Genomic DNA, 15,806 nt, shown 5'->3' on the forward strand with positions numbered 1-15,806 from the left:
ATCCTAGGACTCTGCTCCGAAGAAGGCCGCCGCCACCCGCTCCGCGGCATGACCGTCCATGTACCGGCTGAACCGCTCGTGGAAGGCCGCCACCTCGCCGGCGTACCGCCGCCGCAGGCCGTCGAGGTCGCGGAGCAGGTCGACGACCTGCTCCGCGGTGTCGACGTGCGGCCCCGGCGCGGTGGGCCCGTAGTCGTAGAGGAAGCCGCGCACGCCGCCGACGTAGGTGTCGAGGTCGGGGACCAGGAACACCATCGGGCGGTCGGTCAGCGCGAAGTCGAAGCGCAGCGACGAGTAGTCGAGCACCGCCGCGTCGGCGGCGAGGATCAGGTCGTTGATCTCGGGATACTCGGTGACGTCGAGGAAGCGAGTCGCGCCGGCACCGTCGCCGGCGGGGTTGTGGAACCGGTGGCCGCGCAGCAGCAGGACGTAGTCGGGGCCCAGCTCGCGGGCGGCGGAGGCGACGTCGAGGTGGTGCACGGCATCGGCCGCACGCCAGTTGGTCGCCTGGTCGTCGCGCCACGTGGGGGCGTAGAGGATCGCCTTCTGGTGGGGCTGGATCCCGAGCCGGCGCCGTACGTCGTCGCGGACCACCGCGGCCCGCTCGCCGACGAGCACGTCGTCGCGCGGGTAGCCCTCGCTGTGGATCGCCCCGTCGTAGGCGTACTCGCGGCGGTAGTACTGGTCCATGTCGGGGTCGGGCGTCAAGATCAGGTCCCACTGCCGCGAGGTGCGGGCGAGCTCGAGCTCGATGCGCCGCGGCGGGTAGTGCTTGGCGTCCCACATCCGGATGCCCATCGACTTGGACGGGTAGCCGTGGAAGGTCTGGAGCAGCCGCTGCCCGGGCCGCTTGCGGAACCAGCGCTCGGGATCGATGTTCATGCACAGCTGACCGGCGGCGGCCAGCACCCGGTACCACTCGCGGGTCGTCATCACGACGGGTACGGCGCCCTCCGGCACCCACGACGCGGCCGAGGCGACCCCCCAGTAGAGCGTGAGGTCGGGACGGGTTCGCCGCAGCTCGTGGTGCAGCGCGAGCTGGCTGTCGGTCGCGGTGGCGCCGACGTAGGACTGGAAGTAGACGGAGTCCGGTTCGAGCGGGATGTCGCCGTCGGCGTACCACTCCTGGAGCTGGGTCTGGCCGTAGGGGACGCGGTCCTCGACCGGCACCGCCGGAAGCAGCTCGACGCCGGCCACGCGCCCCTCCTGCACGACGCGCGCGGAGTAGTCGGAGCCGACCATGAAGTGGTGGAGACGGTCGATGCCACGCTCCCCGAGGAGGGTGCGCGTGGTGGCGCCCGCACTGGTGACGGCGAACCAGAACCAGGCGGGAGCCAGCGGGCGTTCGCCGAGGCCCCACCGGTCGGTGGTCAGCGTGATGCTCGCCCGGACCGCTCCGGGCTGGTCGCCCGGGCGCAGGTCGCCGGCGACGACCTCGGCGCCGCCCACCTGGGCCAGCAGCACCAGCCGGGCGTCGGCGGGCGCGGGAGCGCCGAGCCAACGGCCGGTCACGTCGAGCCGGAGTCCCTCGACGACGACGTCGTCCACGACGAGGGTGCCGGCGGTCTCGTAGAGCTCGGTGTCGCCGGCCGGGGTCCGGGAGCCGACCAGCTCACCTTCGCCGACACCGAGCCACTGGGGCGCGCCGGCGGCCCAGCCGAGCGGGACCTCGCGACCGTCGGGGGTGATCGCCCGGACCTGCCAGCGACGCTGACCCGACCACGCGGCGGGGAGCTGGACCCGGAAGGCGGAGGCACCGTCGGGCCCCTCGGTGAGCTCGGCGCGGACCTGCTGGGTGCCTTGGGTGACCCGAAGGGCCGTCACCGTCGAGCCGGCGGGGTCGAGGGTGCCCTCGACGGTGCGCCCAGCGACGGCGAGGGTGCGCAGCCGCGGGCCACGGTCGGGACGGATCCGGAGGCCGACCACGTCGGAGCGCGGGTTGAACGCGACCACCGATCCGGCGACCGGGCGCGGGGCGAGGTGGTCGCGGCCGATGAAGCCGGCCGAGGCCTGCTCGTCGATGAGCGGGACGGCACCGGAGCGTCGTACGCCGTCGACGTCGATGTCGACCTCGAGGACCCAGGTGGTGGTGCCGTCGGCGCTGTCGGTGGCGGCGACCACCTCGGCGACGGGGACGACGGCGTCGAAGGCGCCCCAGGAGAAGTCCTGGTGGCGGCGCAGCGCCTGGTTGGCGCGGGCGTCGCGGAACTGGCGGATCTCCAGCGGGACCCGTCGCCCGGTGGCGCTCTCGACGAGCGCGCAGGTGATCGCGGGCGGCGCGCTCATGTGCACGAAGTCGACCGCGGCGAACACGGTCAGCTCGAGAGTGGTGGCGTCGACCCAGCGGGCCTCGCGCAGCATCGCGCGGAATCGGGTCTCGTCGGCGGTCATCTCGAACAGGTCGGCCGGGATGCCGAGCTCGGCGTCGTCGTGGTGCGGCAGCAGCGCCCACACCTTGCCGTCGCGGACCGCGGTGGGCCGGTTGCCGCGGGTGAACAGCCGGGCACCGAGGAAGTCCTCGAGCGCCTTGCGGTGGTCGTTGCGCAGCAGCCAGAGCTTGACCCGGGCCTCGGCGTTCAGCCTCGCCCAGACGTGCTCGTCGGCGGCGTCGAGCAGCATCGTGACGTGGTCGCGCAGGGTCTGCCACTGGTGCTCGTCGGCGCGCTCGACGTCGGCGATCAGCGGCTGCACGGCCGTGTCGAGCACGCCCCACAAGAACCACTCCCGGACCTCGGGCAGGCCGAGTGCCTCGACCCGGTGCCAGGTGTGGTCGTTGCGGTCGATCCAGCCGGCCAGGCCGCTGAGCACGTCGGGGACGGTGCCGACCTGGACGCCGTCACGTCGGTCGGTGGGGATGTAGGTGAAGTCGGCCAGCAGGTCGAAGGCGCTGGCCCGCTCGAGCAGGCCGAGCGCGACGTCGGCGCCGTCGGGGAACTCCTCGCAGAAGCGCAGGCCGAGCTGGCGCCAGGTCGCCTTCGTGAAGAGCTTGTTGCCGAGGCCGAGGTCGGTGACCGCGACCGGCGTGGCGGCGAGCGTCGTACCGCGCACGGGGGTGTGGTGGGCGGCGTCGTACGCCGAGTCGGGGATCCAGCCGGCGATGTCGGGCTCGCGCATCGCGCCGACCACGACCGGCGAGCCGGAGCGGGCGTGAGCCTCGACCAGCCGCTCGATGCCGGTGTGGACGAAGTCGTCCCCGGCGTTGGTCACCACGACGACGAGCTCGCCGGACGCGGCCGCGACACCGGCGTTGCGGGCCGCGGCGAGGGACTTCTCGACCCTGACCCGGGTCTTGATCCGCCAGTCCTCGGCGGCGTGCTCGCGCACGGTCGCGGTGACCCGTTCGTGGCGTCCGAAGCGCACCACGAGGACCTCGAGGTTGCGGTGGGTCTGGACCTTCAGCGAGTCCAGGCAGGTGCCGATCCGGGTGGTGTCGTCGTCACTGACGGGGAGCACGACGGTGACCAGCGGCCCGGAGAACTCACCGCGGAACCGGCGGGTGGCACGGCCGATGGGCCCGCGCATCCGCCCGGGTCCTGCCTTGGCGAGCCGGATCAGGCCCTGCTGGGCGCGGGCGCGGTCGAGTGCCACGGCGGCAGCGTCCTTCCGGGTCGACGGGTGGGTCGCCCGATGCTACCGAGGGGCGGGTCGAACGGAGGGATCAGGCGGGGCGGCGGGCCTGAGTGCGGGCCTGCGCCTCGAGGGCGTGGATCTGCGAGGTGAGGACGTCGAGCTCGGCCTCGAGCTCGGCGACCCGGACGACGGCCTGGTTGGCGCGCTCGTCGGCACCGGCGAGCTGCTGGGTGAGCCGCTCGGCGGCCCGCTGGGCGGTTTCAGCACGGTCGCCGGCCTCCACCAGCTCGCGGCGGGCCTCGGCCAGCTCGGCGGCGGCGTCGCCGAGGCGCTTCTCGAGGCGGGCGACGGTGGCGTCGCGCTTGGCGACCAGGCCCTGCATGTCGGCGGCGAACGCGACGTTCTCCGCGGTGCGGACCTCGGTCAGGTCGGCGTACGCACGCGCCTGGGCGGCCCGGTCGCGGGCGGCCTCCTGACGGGAGTCCAGGAGCTCGGTGTGGGTGATCTTGGTGGCGGCGACACCCAGGACGAGGGCGACGACCGCGGCGATCGTGACGAGGGCCCAAGAGCCGGTCACGGCGGTGCCGGCGACGGCGAGCGTCGCGAGCACGAGGAGGAGCACAGCGACCACGAGCCGCGTGGAGCGCTGACGACGGCGGTTGCCGGACATGACAGGGGAAGTCATGTCTTGCACGGTAGGCCTCTGGTCCCGGTAGACGCGGCAGACACGCTTGTCACACTCGCCCCAACCGTCACAGGTTCGAAATCGGACGTCAGCGGACCGGGCGGTACGACGCGTGTCCGTCGCGGACGATCACGGAGAACGCGATGGTGGGCTTCCAGCGTTGGGCCGGCTTCGCCGTCCGCCGCTGGACGAACCGGATTCCGTGAACACGCCACTGCGTCGGCGCGACCTGGCTCTGCAGCCACTCGATCACGGAGGCCTCGTTCGCGCTCGCGGCAAGCCGACGGTTGGCCTCCAGAACCAGCTCACGCACCTTCCTGACGGCGATCCACTCCCAGGTGTAGCGCTTGGTACCGGAGAACGTGCGCGACTTCGGGATCGCGATGTGCGGTCGCGTCCAGTCCCAGGTCTGCGTGCAGGCGAGCGGGTTCGTGTAGCTGGCCTCGGTCTCGCCCACCACATCGGCCTGCGGGGTGGCGCTGACCAGCCTGCCCTGCGAGTCAGTCACGAAGACGACGTGACCGGCGCCCTTGGGCGACGCCGTGAAGATGGTCCCGCCGCCGGGAGCGGGCGCCATGGTGAGCTCGGCCCACTGCGAGGAGTCGGCGTAGGGCGGCTCGTCCTGGTCGCCCCAGAGGGTCTCGCCCTTCAATGGTTCCGAGTACGAGCGGACACTGCGGATCCACGTCGGAGGCACTGCTGCGCGATGCGCCCGCAAGGAGGCACGGACCGGCGCCACGGTCCGCGAGTAGCGCACCCGGCCGCGCTGCACCTGGGCGAAGTCGAGACCGATCGAGTCGGCGCCCCAGTCGACCGTGCGGCGGATCGTTCCGCTCTTGCGGTCCAACTGGGTGACCGAGACGACGCCAGCGCACCGTCGGACGTACGTGCCGCCGCCCTCGCTCCACGCCGTGTCGAAGGACGCCATCAGTGCGGCCCGGAACGCGGCATGCGCGCTCGGGTCCGGCGATGCGGTGGTGCGCGCCCCGGCGGGCGCAACCCCGAGGGCGAGGGCAAGTGACATGACCGGACCGAGAATCAGGCGCATGGCAGGATCCTAAGTGTCGTCGTGGACTCGGCAAGCCCTTTCCAACAACAGCCCGGCGACCACGGCGGCCAGCGCACAGCCGGCCGCGACGAACGAGCGCACCATCCGCTGGTCGGCAAGCTCGGCGGCGTCGCCGATCCAGGAGAGTGCGTAGCCGACGTACCCGCCGGCGACGAGGGCGGCGACGAGGGCGCTGGCGCGGCCCAGCACCAGCCGGTTGACGGCCTGGTGGGCCTCCAGCCGCTCGCGGCGCACGTGGACCGCGCGGTGGGTCCCCCAGGCGACGTACCCGAGGATGGCGGCGAGCAGCAGCAGGGCGAGCGGCTGGGCCGGCGACACCAGCGGGGGGACGAGGTCGAGCCGGTTGCACACCGGGTGGACCGCCCAGCCGACGACCACACCGACGACGGCCCAGGCGAGGACGGTGGGCAGGCCGGTGGGCCGCAGCCCGTCCGGCGACGGGCCCGAAGGCTCCTGCTCGGGCTCCTCGGGCCGCCGGATCGGGTCCCTCGTCACTCCGTCTCGAGGACCAGGTCCTCGCGCAGCTTGAGGCCTTCGGTTCCGACCTTCTCGAGCAGCACGGCGACCGGGCCATGGTCGAGCAGCTCGGCGTCCGGCTCGAGGTCGTGCCAGGGCTTGAGCACGAACGGGCGCTCGTGGGCACGGGGGTGCGGGAGACGCAGGGCGTCGGAGTCGCTGCGCCGGTCGCCGACCGCGATCAGGTCGACGTCGAGGGTGCGTGGGGCGTTCTTGACCTCGCCGCGCTCGCGGTCGAAGGCGTCCTCGATGGCCTGGGCGCGGTCGAGCAGCCGGTGCGCTGACAGCGTCGTGTCCGCCAGGACGACCGCGTTGAGGAAGTCCTGCGCCCCGGGCGGGCAGTCCACCGGGGTGCTCTCGTAGACCGGGGAGACGCCGGTGATCCAGACCTCAGGGGTGTCCGCGAGGACACCGATCGCACCCTGCAGCGCCGTGAACCGCTCGCCGAGGTTGGATCCGAGCGCGATCACCACCCGACGGATCGGTCGCATCTCGCCGGTCAGCGTGTCCGCGTCGACGATGTTCGGATTGGGGGTCTCGGTCATGCTGGGCCCTCTGCCTTCCCGGTTCGATCTCCCACCCCTGCCGCCTCACGGCGCCGGGTGATGGTGAGCTGTACGTCGGCGAACGTCGCCTTGATCGGCGCATCCGGCTTGTGGACGGTCACACGTACCCATTCAACACGAGTGTCCAACAGGCAGGTGTCCGCGATCCGCTGCGCGAGGGTCTCGATCAGGTCGACCGGGTCCCTCGTCACGGCAGCCACGACCTGGTCAACGAGGCTTCCGTAGTCCACGGTGTCGCGCAAGTCGTCCGAGGCCGCCGCGGGGGCGGTGTCGACCGCGAGGGTCAGGTCGATCCTGAAGACCTGGCCGTCGCGGCGTTCGTGGTCGAAGACGCCGTGGTGGGCGAAGCACTCGATGCCGAGGATGCTCAGCTCGTCCGTCATTCCCGATCCCTCTCCGGCGCCACGGCCCGATCCGTCGCTGGTCCCCACTGTGCCGCAACGGCCAAGGCGTCGCGATGGGCACGCACATCGTGGACGCGCAGGCACCACACGGGCGCGCCGCCGAGCCCGGCCGCCAGCAGGCTGCTCAACGCGACGCCGGCCGCCTCCCGCTCCCCCACCGGGCGCGGCTGGCCCGCGGCGTCCTCGAGCAGGCGCCCGAGGAAGGTCTTGCGGCTGGCCCCGACCAGCAGCGGGTACCCGAGTTCCGCCAGCACGTCGAGGTGGCGCAGCAGCTCCCAGTTGTGGTGGGGCAGCTTGGCGAAGCCGAGACCGGGATCGAGCACGATCCGGTCGTCCCGCACGCCGGCGCCGCGGATCGCGGCGACCCGCTGAGCCAGCTCGGCACGGACGGCCGCCACCACACCGCCCTGCTCGTCGTACGCGGTGAACTGCTGCATCCGGTCGCTGTGGGCCCGCCAGTGCATGGCGACGTACGTGGCGCCGGCGCCGGCGACCGCGTCCAGGATCGCCGGGTCGGCCAGGCCGCCGGAGACGTCGTTGACGATCGTCGCGCCGGCCTCGAGGGCACGGGCCGCCACCTCCGCGCGCATGGTGTCGACCGAGACGGTCGCGCCGTCGGCGGCGAGCGCCTCGATGACGGGTACGACGCGGTCGAGCTCCTCGGCGAGCAGCGGCCGGGTCGCTCCGGGACGGGTGGACTCACCGCCGACGTCGAGGATGTCGGCCCCCTCCGCGAGCAGCTCGCGACCGTGGGCGATGGCGCGCTCCGGGTCGTCGTAGCGCCCCCCGTCGGAGAAGGAGTCGGGCGTGACGTTGACGACCCCCATCACCAGGGGCGTCGACGGTCGGGTCATGGCCGAAACCCTAGTGGTGCGTCTCGGGGACAGGTTGCCCGTGTGCGTGGGCCGGGGTGCGCAGACGGGTGATCCGGCTCCGAGACCCGCCACTAGACTCCGGGGCATGGCCGAGGCTCCTGCGGTGTCCGTCGTGATCCCGACCTACCGGTCCGGCCCCGGCCTGGACCGGGCGATCGCGTCGCTGGACGCGCAGACCCTGCCGCAGGGCGAGCTCGAGGTGCTGCTGCTCGACGACGGCTCCCCTGACGACACCGCGGAGCGGATCGAGCGGATCGCGGCCGGCCGGGCGAACTACCGGGCGTTCGCGCTGGAGCCGTCCGGGTGGCCGAGCCGGCCACGCAACATCGGCGTGCGCGAGGCCCGCGGTCGCTACGTGCTCTTCTTGGACCACGACGACGAGCTGTACCCCGACGCCCTGCGGGCCGGGGTCGCGCTCGGCGACGAGGCCCGCGCCGACGTCGTCAACGGCAAGGAGGTGCGGACCCAGGTCGCCCGCTGGGGACTCACGCACTACACCCACGACACCCACGACGCCCGCGACGAGCCGCTGCGCGGGCTGCTGCCGATGACGCCGCACAAGCTGTACCGGCGCGCGTTCCTCGTCGAGCACGACATCCGCTTCCCCGAGGCGCCACGGCACCTGTGGGAGGACATCTTCTTCCAGGTCGACCTGGTCGAGCAGCAACCCGTGGTGGCGATCCTCAGCTCGACCCCGTTCTACCACTGGCGGCACACCGGGCAGAACAACTCCTCGACCGCCGAGGGCGAGCGGGACTACCGCGGCACGCCGGACTACTGGCCCTACCTCGACAAGCTGTTCGCCCGGATCGCCGCGGTCCGGGACCCGGCGCTGCGCACCGAGCTGCTGGCCCACACCGCCCACGTGCGGCTCGTCCCCGAGATCGGGCACCGCCCGACCGGACGTGACGACGCCAGGATCGCCCACGACCGCGCCGAGATCGAGCGACTCCTCGCCGCCCACGTCCCCGCGGACGTCGACGAGCACCTCCCCGCGCGCAGCCGGGTCGCGATCACCCTCTTCCGCGCCGGGTACGCCGACGCGGCGGCCGACTACCTGCGCGACGGGATCGACCGCCGTCCCGAGTACACCGTCACCGCGGTCGAGGACGCCGGCGACGGCAGCGTCACGATCACGGGCACCGTCGCCTGGAGCCGGGTGCCCGGACAGCCCTTCGCCCGGCGTACGGCGGGGGGCGAGGTGGTGCGCGACCTGCCCGAGCCGCTGGCCGCCCTGCTCGCCGCGCACGGCCTGACCCCGAGCGCCGAGGTGAGCGACGCGTTCGTCGACGTGGCGATCCGGCACGCCCCGACCCGGGTCAACTGGCTGCTGCCGTCGGAGTCCGCGGTCGAGCTCGTCGAGCAGGAGGACGGGACCCTCGAACCGGCAGGGACGTTCCGGGCTCGCTTCGACCCGGCCACGGCCGCGATGGGCGGCCCGCTGCCGCCCGGCGCCCACCTGGTGCTCGGCATGTGCCAGCTCGACGGGCGCACCGGCATCAAGCGGGCCTTCAGCGCGCTCCCCGCCGGCACCCCGGTCGGCCCGGTCGTGCTCGACTACTCCGCGCAGGACGGGCTGCTGCTCCGGCTCCAGGCTCCCGAGCCGCCCGCGCCGCCCGCCCGCAAGGGGCTGCTCAGCCGCCTGCGCAAGGGCTGAGCCAGCGAGCTTGCCCGTACCCCCCACCGCCGGTCCTCGCGGGAAGCGAGGGCGGCGGAGCGCAGGGAGCGAGGAACGAGCGACCGGAGCGGAGAAGCCGAGCCTTTCCGCGAGCCGGCGGGCTTGCCGCCACGCGAACGCGACCGGCTATGGGACTCGACTGCGCGCGCGGCAGCGCGGCGGAGCGAAGCGACGACGCGCTCGCGCCATCAGCTCACAGCAGGTGGTTGGGGCCGGCGTCGGCAGCCTCGGCGAGCAGGTCGAGCAGGTAGCGGCCGTACCCGCTCTTGAGCAACGGCTTGGCCAGCTCCTCGAGACGGGCGTCGTCGATGATGCCGAGCCGCCAGGCGATCTCCTCGGGGGCGCCGACCTTGGTGCCCTGCCGGGCCTCCAACGCCCGGACGAAGTTGCTCGCGTCGTTGAGGTCGTCGAAGGTGCCGGTGTCGAGCCAGGCGGAGCCGCGCGGGAGCACCTCGACCTGGAGCCGACCCTCGTCGAGGTACATCCGGTTGAGGTCGGTGATCTCGAGCTCGCCCCGGGCCGAGGGCTTCAGCGACCTGGCCTTCTCGACGACGTCGGAGCCGTAGAAGTAGAGCCCGGGCACGGCGTAGTGGCTGCGCGGCTTCTCGGGCTTCTCCTCCAGCGACAGGGCGCGGCCCTCGGCGTCGAACTCGACGACGCCGTACGCCGTCGGGTCGGCGACGCGGTAGCCGAACACCGCGGCGCCGTCGAGGTCCGCGAAGCGGCGCAGGCGCGAGCCGAGGCCGGCGCCGTAGAAGATGTTGTCGCCGAGCACGAGACCGGCACCGCCGCCGTCGAGGTGCTCCTCGCCGATGAGGAAGGCCTGCGCGAGGCCGTCGGGCGAGGGCTGCACGGCGTAGCTGATCTCGATGCCGAACTGGCTGCCGTCGCCGAGCAGGCGCCGGAACTGGTCGGCCTCGTGGGGGGTGGTGATGACGAGCACCTCGCGGATGCCGGAGAGCATCAGCGTCGAGAGCGGGTAGTAGATCATCGGCTTGTCGTAGATCGGCATCAGCTGCTTGCTGATGGCGTGCGTGATCGGGTGCAGTCGGCTTCCCGTGCCACCGGCCAGGATGATCCCGCGCATCTCGTCTCCCACTCCTCGGGGCGCGTCGCCGCCCCGTCTCGATGTCTCGACAGGGCATTGTCCTTCATACACTGACCGACGTGCGCATCCTCGTGACCGGCGGAGCCGGGTTCATCGGCTCCAACTTCGTCCACCACCTCGTCCGGCACACCGACGCCTCGGTGACGGTGCTCGACAAGCTGACCTACGCCGCCAGCCGCGAGGCGTTGGCCGGGCTGCCGGAGGACCGCGTCCAGCTCGTCGTCGGCGACATCGTCGACGCCACGCTCGTCGAGCCGCTGGTCAACCAGCACGACGCGGTGGTCCACTACGCGGCGGAGTCGCACAACGACAACTCGCTCAACGACCCCTCGCCGTTCATCCAGACCAACCTGATCGGGACGTTCACGCTGCTCGAGGCGGTCCGCAAGGCCGGCGTCCGGTTCCACCACGTCTCCACCGACGAGGTGTACGGCGACCTGGAGCTCGACGACCCGAAGAGGTTCACCGAGGACACGCCCTACACCCCGTCGTCGCCGTACTCGGCGTCGAAGGCCGGCTCCGACCACCTGGTGCGCGCGTGGGTGCGGAGCTTCGGCGTGCAGGCCACGATCTCGAACTGCTCCAACAACTACGGCCCGTGGCAGCACATCGAGAAGTTCATCCCGCGCCAGATCACCGAGGTGATCGACGGCCGCCGGCCCAAGCTCTACGGCTCGGGCGAGAACGTGCGCGACTGGATCCACACCGAGGACCACTCCTCCGCGGTGCTCCGGATCCTGGAGCAGGGCCGGATCGGGGAGACCTACCTGATCGGCGCCGACGGCGAGAAGTCCAACCTCGAGGTGGTCCGGATGATCCTGACCCTGATGGGCCGCGACGCCGACGACTTCGAGCACGTCACCGACCGCGCCGGTCACGACCTGCGCTACGCCATCGACTCCGGCAAGCTGCGCACCGAGCTGGGCTGGACCCCGCAGTACGGCGACTTCGAGGCGGGTCTGGCGCAGACCGTCGCGTGGTACCAGCAGAACGAGGCCTGGTGGCGCCCGAAGAAGGGTGCGACCGAGGCTGCCTACGCGGCGAAGGGCCAGTGACCATGAGCGACCTCCGCATCGAGACGACGCCGATCCCGGGCCTGCTGGTCGTCCACCTGCCGGTGCACGGCGACGACCGCGGCTGGTTCAAGGAGAACTGGCAGCGCGAGAAGATGGTGGGGCTCGGCCTTCCCGACTTCGGTCCCGTGCAGAACAACATGAGCTTCAACGCGGCGCGTGGCGCGACCCGCGGCATCCACACCGAGCCCTGGGACAAGTTCGTCTCCGTCGCGACCGGCAAGGTGTTCGCCGCGTGGGTCGACATGCGCGAGGGCGACACCTTCGGGGCGACGTACTGGACCGAGGTCGACGAGAGTGTGGCGGTCTTCGTGCCGCGCGGCGTCGGGAACTCCTACCAGGCGCTCGAGGACGGCACGGTCTACTCGTACCTGGTCAACGACCACTACGTCGCCGGGCGGGTCTACCCCGCGCTCAACCTCGCCGACGCGACCGCCGCCATCCCGTGGCCGATCCCGCTCGACTCCGCCGAGGTCGAGATCTCGGCCAAGGACCTGGCCAACCCCGCGCTGGGCGACGTCGAGCCGATGGCGCCGAAGAAGACGCTGATCACCGGCTGCCGGGGGCAGCTCGGCCAGGCGCTCGCGCGCCTCTACCCGGGCGCGACCCTGGTCGACCTCGACGAGCTCGACCTCACCGATGCCGCCGCGCTGGCGGCGTGGCCGTGGGAGGAGTACGGGCTGATCCTCAACGCGGCCGCGTACACCGCCGTCGACAAGGCCGAGACGCCCGAGGGCCGTCCGGTCGCCTGGGCCGCCAACGCCGCTGCCCCGGCCGCACTGGCCCGCCTCGCTGCCGCACGGGGGATCACGCTCGTCCACTACTCCACCGACTACGTCTTCGACGGCTCGCCGGTCGACGGCGGCCACCGCGAGGACGAGCCGTTCGCGCCGCTCGGCGTCTACGGCCAGACCAAGGCCGCCGGCGACCTCGCCGTCGCGGGTGCACCCCGCCACTACGTCCTGCGGACCTCGTGGGTGATCGGCGAGGGCCACAACTTCGTGCGCACCATGGCTCGGCTCGCCGCTGACGGCGTCGACCCGGCCGTCGTGTCCGACCAGGTGGGGCGGCTGACCTTCACCTCCGAGCTCGCCCGAGCCACCGCGCACCTGGTGGCCACCCAGGCGCCGTACGGCACCTACAACGTCACCAACGGAGGCGAGCCGCGCTCCTGGGCCGACTACGCCCGCAAGGTCTTCGAGCTCACCGGCCACGACCCGGCCCGGGTCAGCACGGTGACCACCGAGGAGTACGCCGCCGGCAAGGACCTCTCCCCCCGCCCGCTGCACAGCACGCTCGCGCTCGACAAGCTCGCCAGCACCGGGTTCGTGAGCATCGACGCCGACGAGGCGCTGGCGGCGTACCTGGCCTGAGGCCGCGCCGCTGCATGGATCCCCGGACATCCGGGGATCCATGCGCTGGTCAGGGGTTGCAACACCTGACCAGCGCATGAACTGCCTACTCGATGGGACGGGTGAGGCTGATGAGGCCGTACGGCGACAGCGCGGTCAGCCGCGCGGGCTGTGGATCAGCGCCATCGCCTCGGCGCGGGTGGCGGGGTCCTTGAGCATGCTGCCGCGGACCGCCGAGGTGATGGTGCGGGCGCCGGCCTTGCGGACGCCGCGCATCGTCATGCACAGGTGCTCGGCCTCGATCACCACGATCACGCCGCGGGCGTCGAGGAGCTCCATGAGCGAGTCGGCGATCTGGGTGGTCAGCCGCTCCTGGACCTGCGGTCGCTTGGCGTAGACGTCGACCAGCCGGGCCAGCTTGGACAGGCCGGTGATCTTGCCGGTCGCGGCCGGGATGTAGCCGACGTGGGCGACACCGGTGAACGGCACCAGGTGGTGCTCGCACATCGACCACAGCTCGATGTCGCGGACCAGGACCATCTCGTCGTGACCGAGGTCGAAGGTGGTGGTGAGCACCTCCTCCGGCGTCATCCGCAGCCCGGCGGTCAGCTCGGCGTAGGCGCGGGCCACCCGGGCGGGGGTGTCCCGGAGTCCCTCGCGCTCGGGGTCCTCGCCGATGGCGGCGAGGAGCTCACGGACAGCAGCCTCGGCGCGCTCGTGGTCGAACCCGCCCGTGGGAGCGGTCATGCGGACGGCGCCGGCGGCTGGGGGTCGGTCGGGGGCGCGGCCGGCGTGCCGCCGTACACGTCTCCGCCGGGTCCGGGCGGGGTCAGGATCTGGCCGCTCTCCCCCGGCTCGGGTGCGGTCTGGCCGTTCTGCGCGGCGCGCCGACGGATCTCCTCGGGGATCTCCACCGGCGGGATGCTCGAGGGGATCCGGGTCGGGGACCCGGTCCAGGCGGGCCGCTCGGGGCGCAGGCGCAGCGCGGTGAAGATCTGCGCGACCTGCTCCTTGTCGAGGGTCTCCTTGTCGAGCAGGGCGAGCACGAGGGCGTCGAGCACGTCGCGGTTCTCGACCAGGATGTCGAAGGCCTCCTGGTGGGCGGCGGCGAGGAAGTTCTTGGTCTCCTCGTCGACGATCGCGGCGACGTCCTCGGAGTAGTTCCGGGAGTGGCCGAGGTCGCGGCCCAGGAACGGCTCGGAGTTGGACTCGCCGAGCTTGATCGCGCCGAGGCGCTCGGTCATGCCGTACTGGGTGACCATCGCGCGGGCCAGCGAGGTGGCCTTCTCGATGTCGTTGCCGGCACCGGTCGTCGGGTCGTGGAAGATCAGCTCCTCCGCGGCCCGGCCGCCCAGCATGTAGGCGAGCTTGTCGAGCATCTCCGAGCGGGTCTGGGAGTACTTGTCCTCGTCGGGCAGCACCATCGTGTAGCCCAGCGCCCGGCCGCGCGGCAGGATCGTGATCTTGTGGACCGGGTCGGTGCCGGGAAGCGCCGCCGCGACGAGGGCATGGCCACCCTCGTGGTAGGCGGTGATCAGCTTCTCCTTCTCCGTCATCAGCCGGGTCCGGCGCTGCGGGCCGGCGATGACGCGGTCGATGGCCTCGTCGAGCAGCGGCGCGGTGATGACCTTCTGGTTGCTGCGCGCGGTGAGCAGCGCGGCCTCGTTGAGGACGTTGGCCAGGTCGGCACCGGAGAAGCCGGGCGTACGACGCGCGACCGACACCAGGTCGACGTCGGGACCGAGCGGCTTGCCCCGGGAGTGGACGTCGAGGATGCGCTTGCGGCCGGCCAGGTCGGGCGCGTCGACCTGGATCTGGCGGTCGAAGCGGCCCGGGCGCAGCAGCGCCGGGTCGAGCACGTCGGGCCGGTTGGTGGCCGCGATCAGGATGACCCCGCCGCGCACGTCGAAGCCGTCCATCTCCACGAGGAGCTGGTTGAGGGTCTGCTCGCGCTCGTCGTGACCGCCGCCCATGCCGGCGCCGCGGTGGCGGCCGACGGCGTCGATCTCGTCGATGAAGACGATCGCGGGCGCGTTCTCCTTGGCCTGCTCGAACAGGTCCCGGACCCGGGAGGCACCGACACCGACGAACATCTCGACGAAGTCCGAGCCGGAGATCGAGTAGAACGGGACGCCCGCCTCGCCGGCGACGGCGCGCGCGAGCAGGGTCTTGCCGGTTCCGGGCGGGCCGTAGAGCAGCACGCCCTTGGGGATCTTGGCGCCGACGGCCTGGAACTTCGCGGGCTCCTGGAGGAACTCCTTGATCTCCCCGAGCTCCTCGATCGCCTCGTCACAGCCGGCGACGTCGGCGAAGGTGGTCTTCGGCATGTCCTTGGTGATCATCTTGGCCTTGGACTTGCCGAACTGCATCACGCCCCGGCCGCCGCCCTGGACGTTGTTCATCAAGAAGACGAACAGCAAGATGATCAGCGCGAACGGCAACAGCGTCGCGAGGATCGAGCCGAGCAGGCTGGGCTGCGGGTTCTTCGAGATCGACTTGTCGATGGTCCCCTTGGCGACCTGCTCGTCGACCGCCTCGATGAGGATCAGCTGCTGGTCGGTGACCCACTGGGTCGTCACCTTGTCGCCCTGCTTGCGGGTGCCCTTGTCGAGGGTGGCCTCGATCGACTGGTCCCCGTCGATGAAGGTGATCTCCTCGACCTGGCCCTTGTCGATGTACTTGGCCATCTGCGAGGTCGGGATCTCGTCGTACCCGCCTCCGGGTGCGAGGAACTCGAGAGCGAGGACGACGGCGAGGACCGCCACCACGATCCAGAGCCAGGGCCCCCTGAAAACGCGCTTCACAGACTTACTCGCTCCCCAACTCCGTCGACAAGGATCTGACGACGGTACACGCCGCCGACGGGTCCCATTCTGTCTGGTCCCTGGTTGGGCAGCGCCGGGAAGCCGG

The 15,806-nt window shown here is 72.0% G+C and carries 13 protein-coding genes; 3 read left to right on the forward strand and 10 right to left on the reverse strand.

Features of this window, described 5'->3' with window-relative positions:
- Positions 1–3 precede the first annotated feature (3 nt).
- From KU893_RS16045 to folP, 7 genes are all read right to left on the reverse strand, one after another.
- The gene (locus KU893_RS16045) at positions 4–3,588 is read right to left on the reverse strand and encodes a CDP-glycerol glycerophosphotransferase family protein (protein ID WP_218235395.1); all 3,585 of its coding nucleotides are present in this window, start codon (positions 3,586–3,588) and stop codon (positions 4–6) included.
- A 70-nt stretch (positions 3,589–3,658) separates the two neighbouring features.
- A complete protein-coding gene (locus tag KU893_RS16050) occupies positions 3,659–4,255 on the reverse strand; it encodes a hypothetical protein (protein ID WP_218235396.1) in 597 nt (198 codons plus the stop codon).
- Between the two features lie 88 nt (positions 4,256–4,343).
- Complete coding sequence (locus tag KU893_RS16055) at positions 4,344–5,303, reverse strand: hypothetical protein (RefSeq protein ID WP_218235397.1); 960 nt, start codon at positions 5,301–5,303, stop codon at positions 4,344–4,346.
- A gap of 9 nt (positions 5,304–5,312) precedes the next feature.
- Complete coding sequence (locus KU893_RS16060; protein WP_257441386.1) at positions 5,313–5,819, reverse strand: DUF3180 domain-containing protein; 507 nt, start codon at positions 5,817–5,819, stop codon at positions 5,313–5,315.
- The gene (gene folK / locus KU893_RS16065) at positions 5,816–6,385 is read right to left on the reverse strand and encodes a 2-amino-4-hydroxy-6-hydroxymethyldihydropteridine diphosphokinase (protein WP_218235398.1); all 570 of its coding nucleotides are present in this window, start codon (positions 6,383–6,385) and stop codon (positions 5,816–5,818) included. Before folK ends, KU893_RS16060 begins: the two co-directional genes overlap by 4 nt.
- A complete protein-coding gene (gene folB, locus KU893_RS16070) occupies positions 6,382–6,789 on the reverse strand; it encodes a dihydroneopterin aldolase (protein ID WP_218235399.1) in 408 nt (135 codons plus the stop codon). Before folB ends, folK begins: the two co-directional genes overlap by 4 nt.
- Positions 6,786–7,664, reverse strand: coding sequence for a dihydropteroate synthase (folP, locus tag KU893_RS16075; RefSeq protein WP_246592742.1), 879 nt, complete (start codon positions 7,662–7,664; stop codon positions 6,786–6,788). Before folP ends, folB begins: the two co-directional genes overlap by 4 nt.
- Before the next feature lie 106 nt (positions 7,665–7,770).
- Between folP and KU893_RS16080 the strand changes: the two genes are divergently transcribed.
- Positions 7,771–9,342, forward strand: coding sequence for a glycosyltransferase family 2 protein (locus KU893_RS16080; protein WP_218235400.1), 1,572 nt, complete (start codon positions 7,771–7,773; stop codon positions 9,340–9,342).
- A gap of 214 nt (positions 9,343–9,556) precedes the next feature.
- On the opposite strand, the gene rfbA is transcribed toward KU893_RS16080, so the two are convergent.
- Positions 9,557–10,450: a glucose-1-phosphate thymidylyltransferase RfbA gene (gene rfbA / locus KU893_RS16085; protein ID WP_218235401.1), complete on the reverse strand. Its 894-nt coding sequence runs from the start codon at positions 10,448–10,450 to the stop codon at positions 9,557–9,559.
- 41 nt (positions 10,451–10,491) lie between these two features.
- On the opposite strand from rfbA, the gene rfbB reads away from it, so the two are divergent.
- Both rfbB and KU893_RS16095 read left to right on the forward strand, forming a co-directional pair.
- Complete coding sequence (rfbB, locus tag KU893_RS16090) at positions 10,492–11,526, forward strand: dTDP-glucose 4,6-dehydratase (RefSeq protein ID WP_218235402.1); 1,035 nt, start codon at positions 10,492–10,494, stop codon at positions 11,524–11,526.
- Positions 11,527–11,528: 2 nt separating this feature from the next.
- Positions 11,529–12,917 (forward strand): sugar nucleotide-binding protein, encoded by a 1,389-nt coding sequence (locus KU893_RS16095; RefSeq protein WP_218235403.1) that lies wholly within the window; start codon positions 11,529–11,531, stop codon positions 12,915–12,917.
- A 135-nt stretch (positions 12,918–13,052) separates the two neighbouring features.
- Here KU893_RS16095 and folE read toward each other — a convergent pair whose 3' ends face one another.
- Positions 13,053–13,643: a GTP cyclohydrolase I FolE gene (gene folE / locus KU893_RS16100; RefSeq protein ID WP_218235404.1), complete on the reverse strand. Its 591-nt coding sequence runs from the start codon at positions 13,641–13,643 to the stop codon at positions 13,053–13,055.
- Complete coding sequence (ftsH, locus tag KU893_RS16105) at positions 13,640–15,700, reverse strand: ATP-dependent zinc metalloprotease FtsH (RefSeq protein WP_218235405.1); 2,061 nt, start codon at positions 15,698–15,700, stop codon at positions 13,640–13,642. Before ftsH ends, folE begins: the two co-directional genes overlap by 4 nt.
- Positions 15,701–15,806 lie beyond the last annotated feature (106 nt).

The sequence above is a fragment of the Nocardioides daeguensis genome (assembly GCF_019192965.1).
In the GTDB taxonomy this organism is placed as follows: domain Bacteria; phylum Actinomycetota; class Actinomycetes; order Propionibacteriales; family Nocardioidaceae; genus Nocardioides; species Nocardioides daeguensis.

Excerpts from the sequence above, each read along its gene's own strand:
- folK (WP_218235398.1), bottom strand. The coding sequence starts at position 6,385 with ATGACCGAGACCCCCAATCCGAACATCGTCGACGCGGACACGCTGACC.
- rfbA (WP_218235401.1), bottom strand. The coding sequence starts at position 10,450 with ATGCGCGGGATCATCCTGGCCGGTGGCACGGGAAGCCGACTGCACCCG.
- folP (WP_246592742.1), bottom strand. The coding sequence starts at position 7,664 with ATGACCCGACCGTCGACGCCCCTGGTGATGGGGGTCGTCAACGTCACG.
- KU893_RS16080 (WP_218235400.1), top strand. The coding sequence starts at position 7,771 with ATGGCCGAGGCTCCTGCGGTGTCCGTCGTGATCCCGACCTACCGGTCC.
- KU893_RS16095 (WP_218235403.1), top strand. The coding sequence starts at position 11,529 with ATGAGCGACCTCCGCATCGAGACGACGCCGATCCCGGGCCTGCTGGTC.
- folE (WP_218235404.1), bottom strand. The coding sequence starts at position 13,643 with ATGACCGCTCCCACGGGCGGGTTCGACCACGAGCGCGCCGAGGCTGCT.
- folB (WP_218235399.1), bottom strand. The coding sequence starts at position 6,789 with ATGACGGACGAGCTGAGCATCCTCGGCATCGAGTGCTTCGCCCACCAC.
- rfbB (WP_218235402.1), top strand. The coding sequence starts at position 10,492 with ATGTCTCGACAGGGCATTGTCCTTCATACACTGACCGACGTGCGCATC.
- KU893_RS16050 (WP_218235396.1), bottom strand. The coding sequence starts at position 4,255 with ATGACTTCCCCTGTCATGTCCGGCAACCGCCGTCGTCAGCGCTCCACG.
- KU893_RS16055 (WP_218235397.1), bottom strand. The coding sequence starts at position 5,303 with ATGCGCCTGATTCTCGGTCCGGTCATGTCACTTGCCCTCGCCCTCGGG.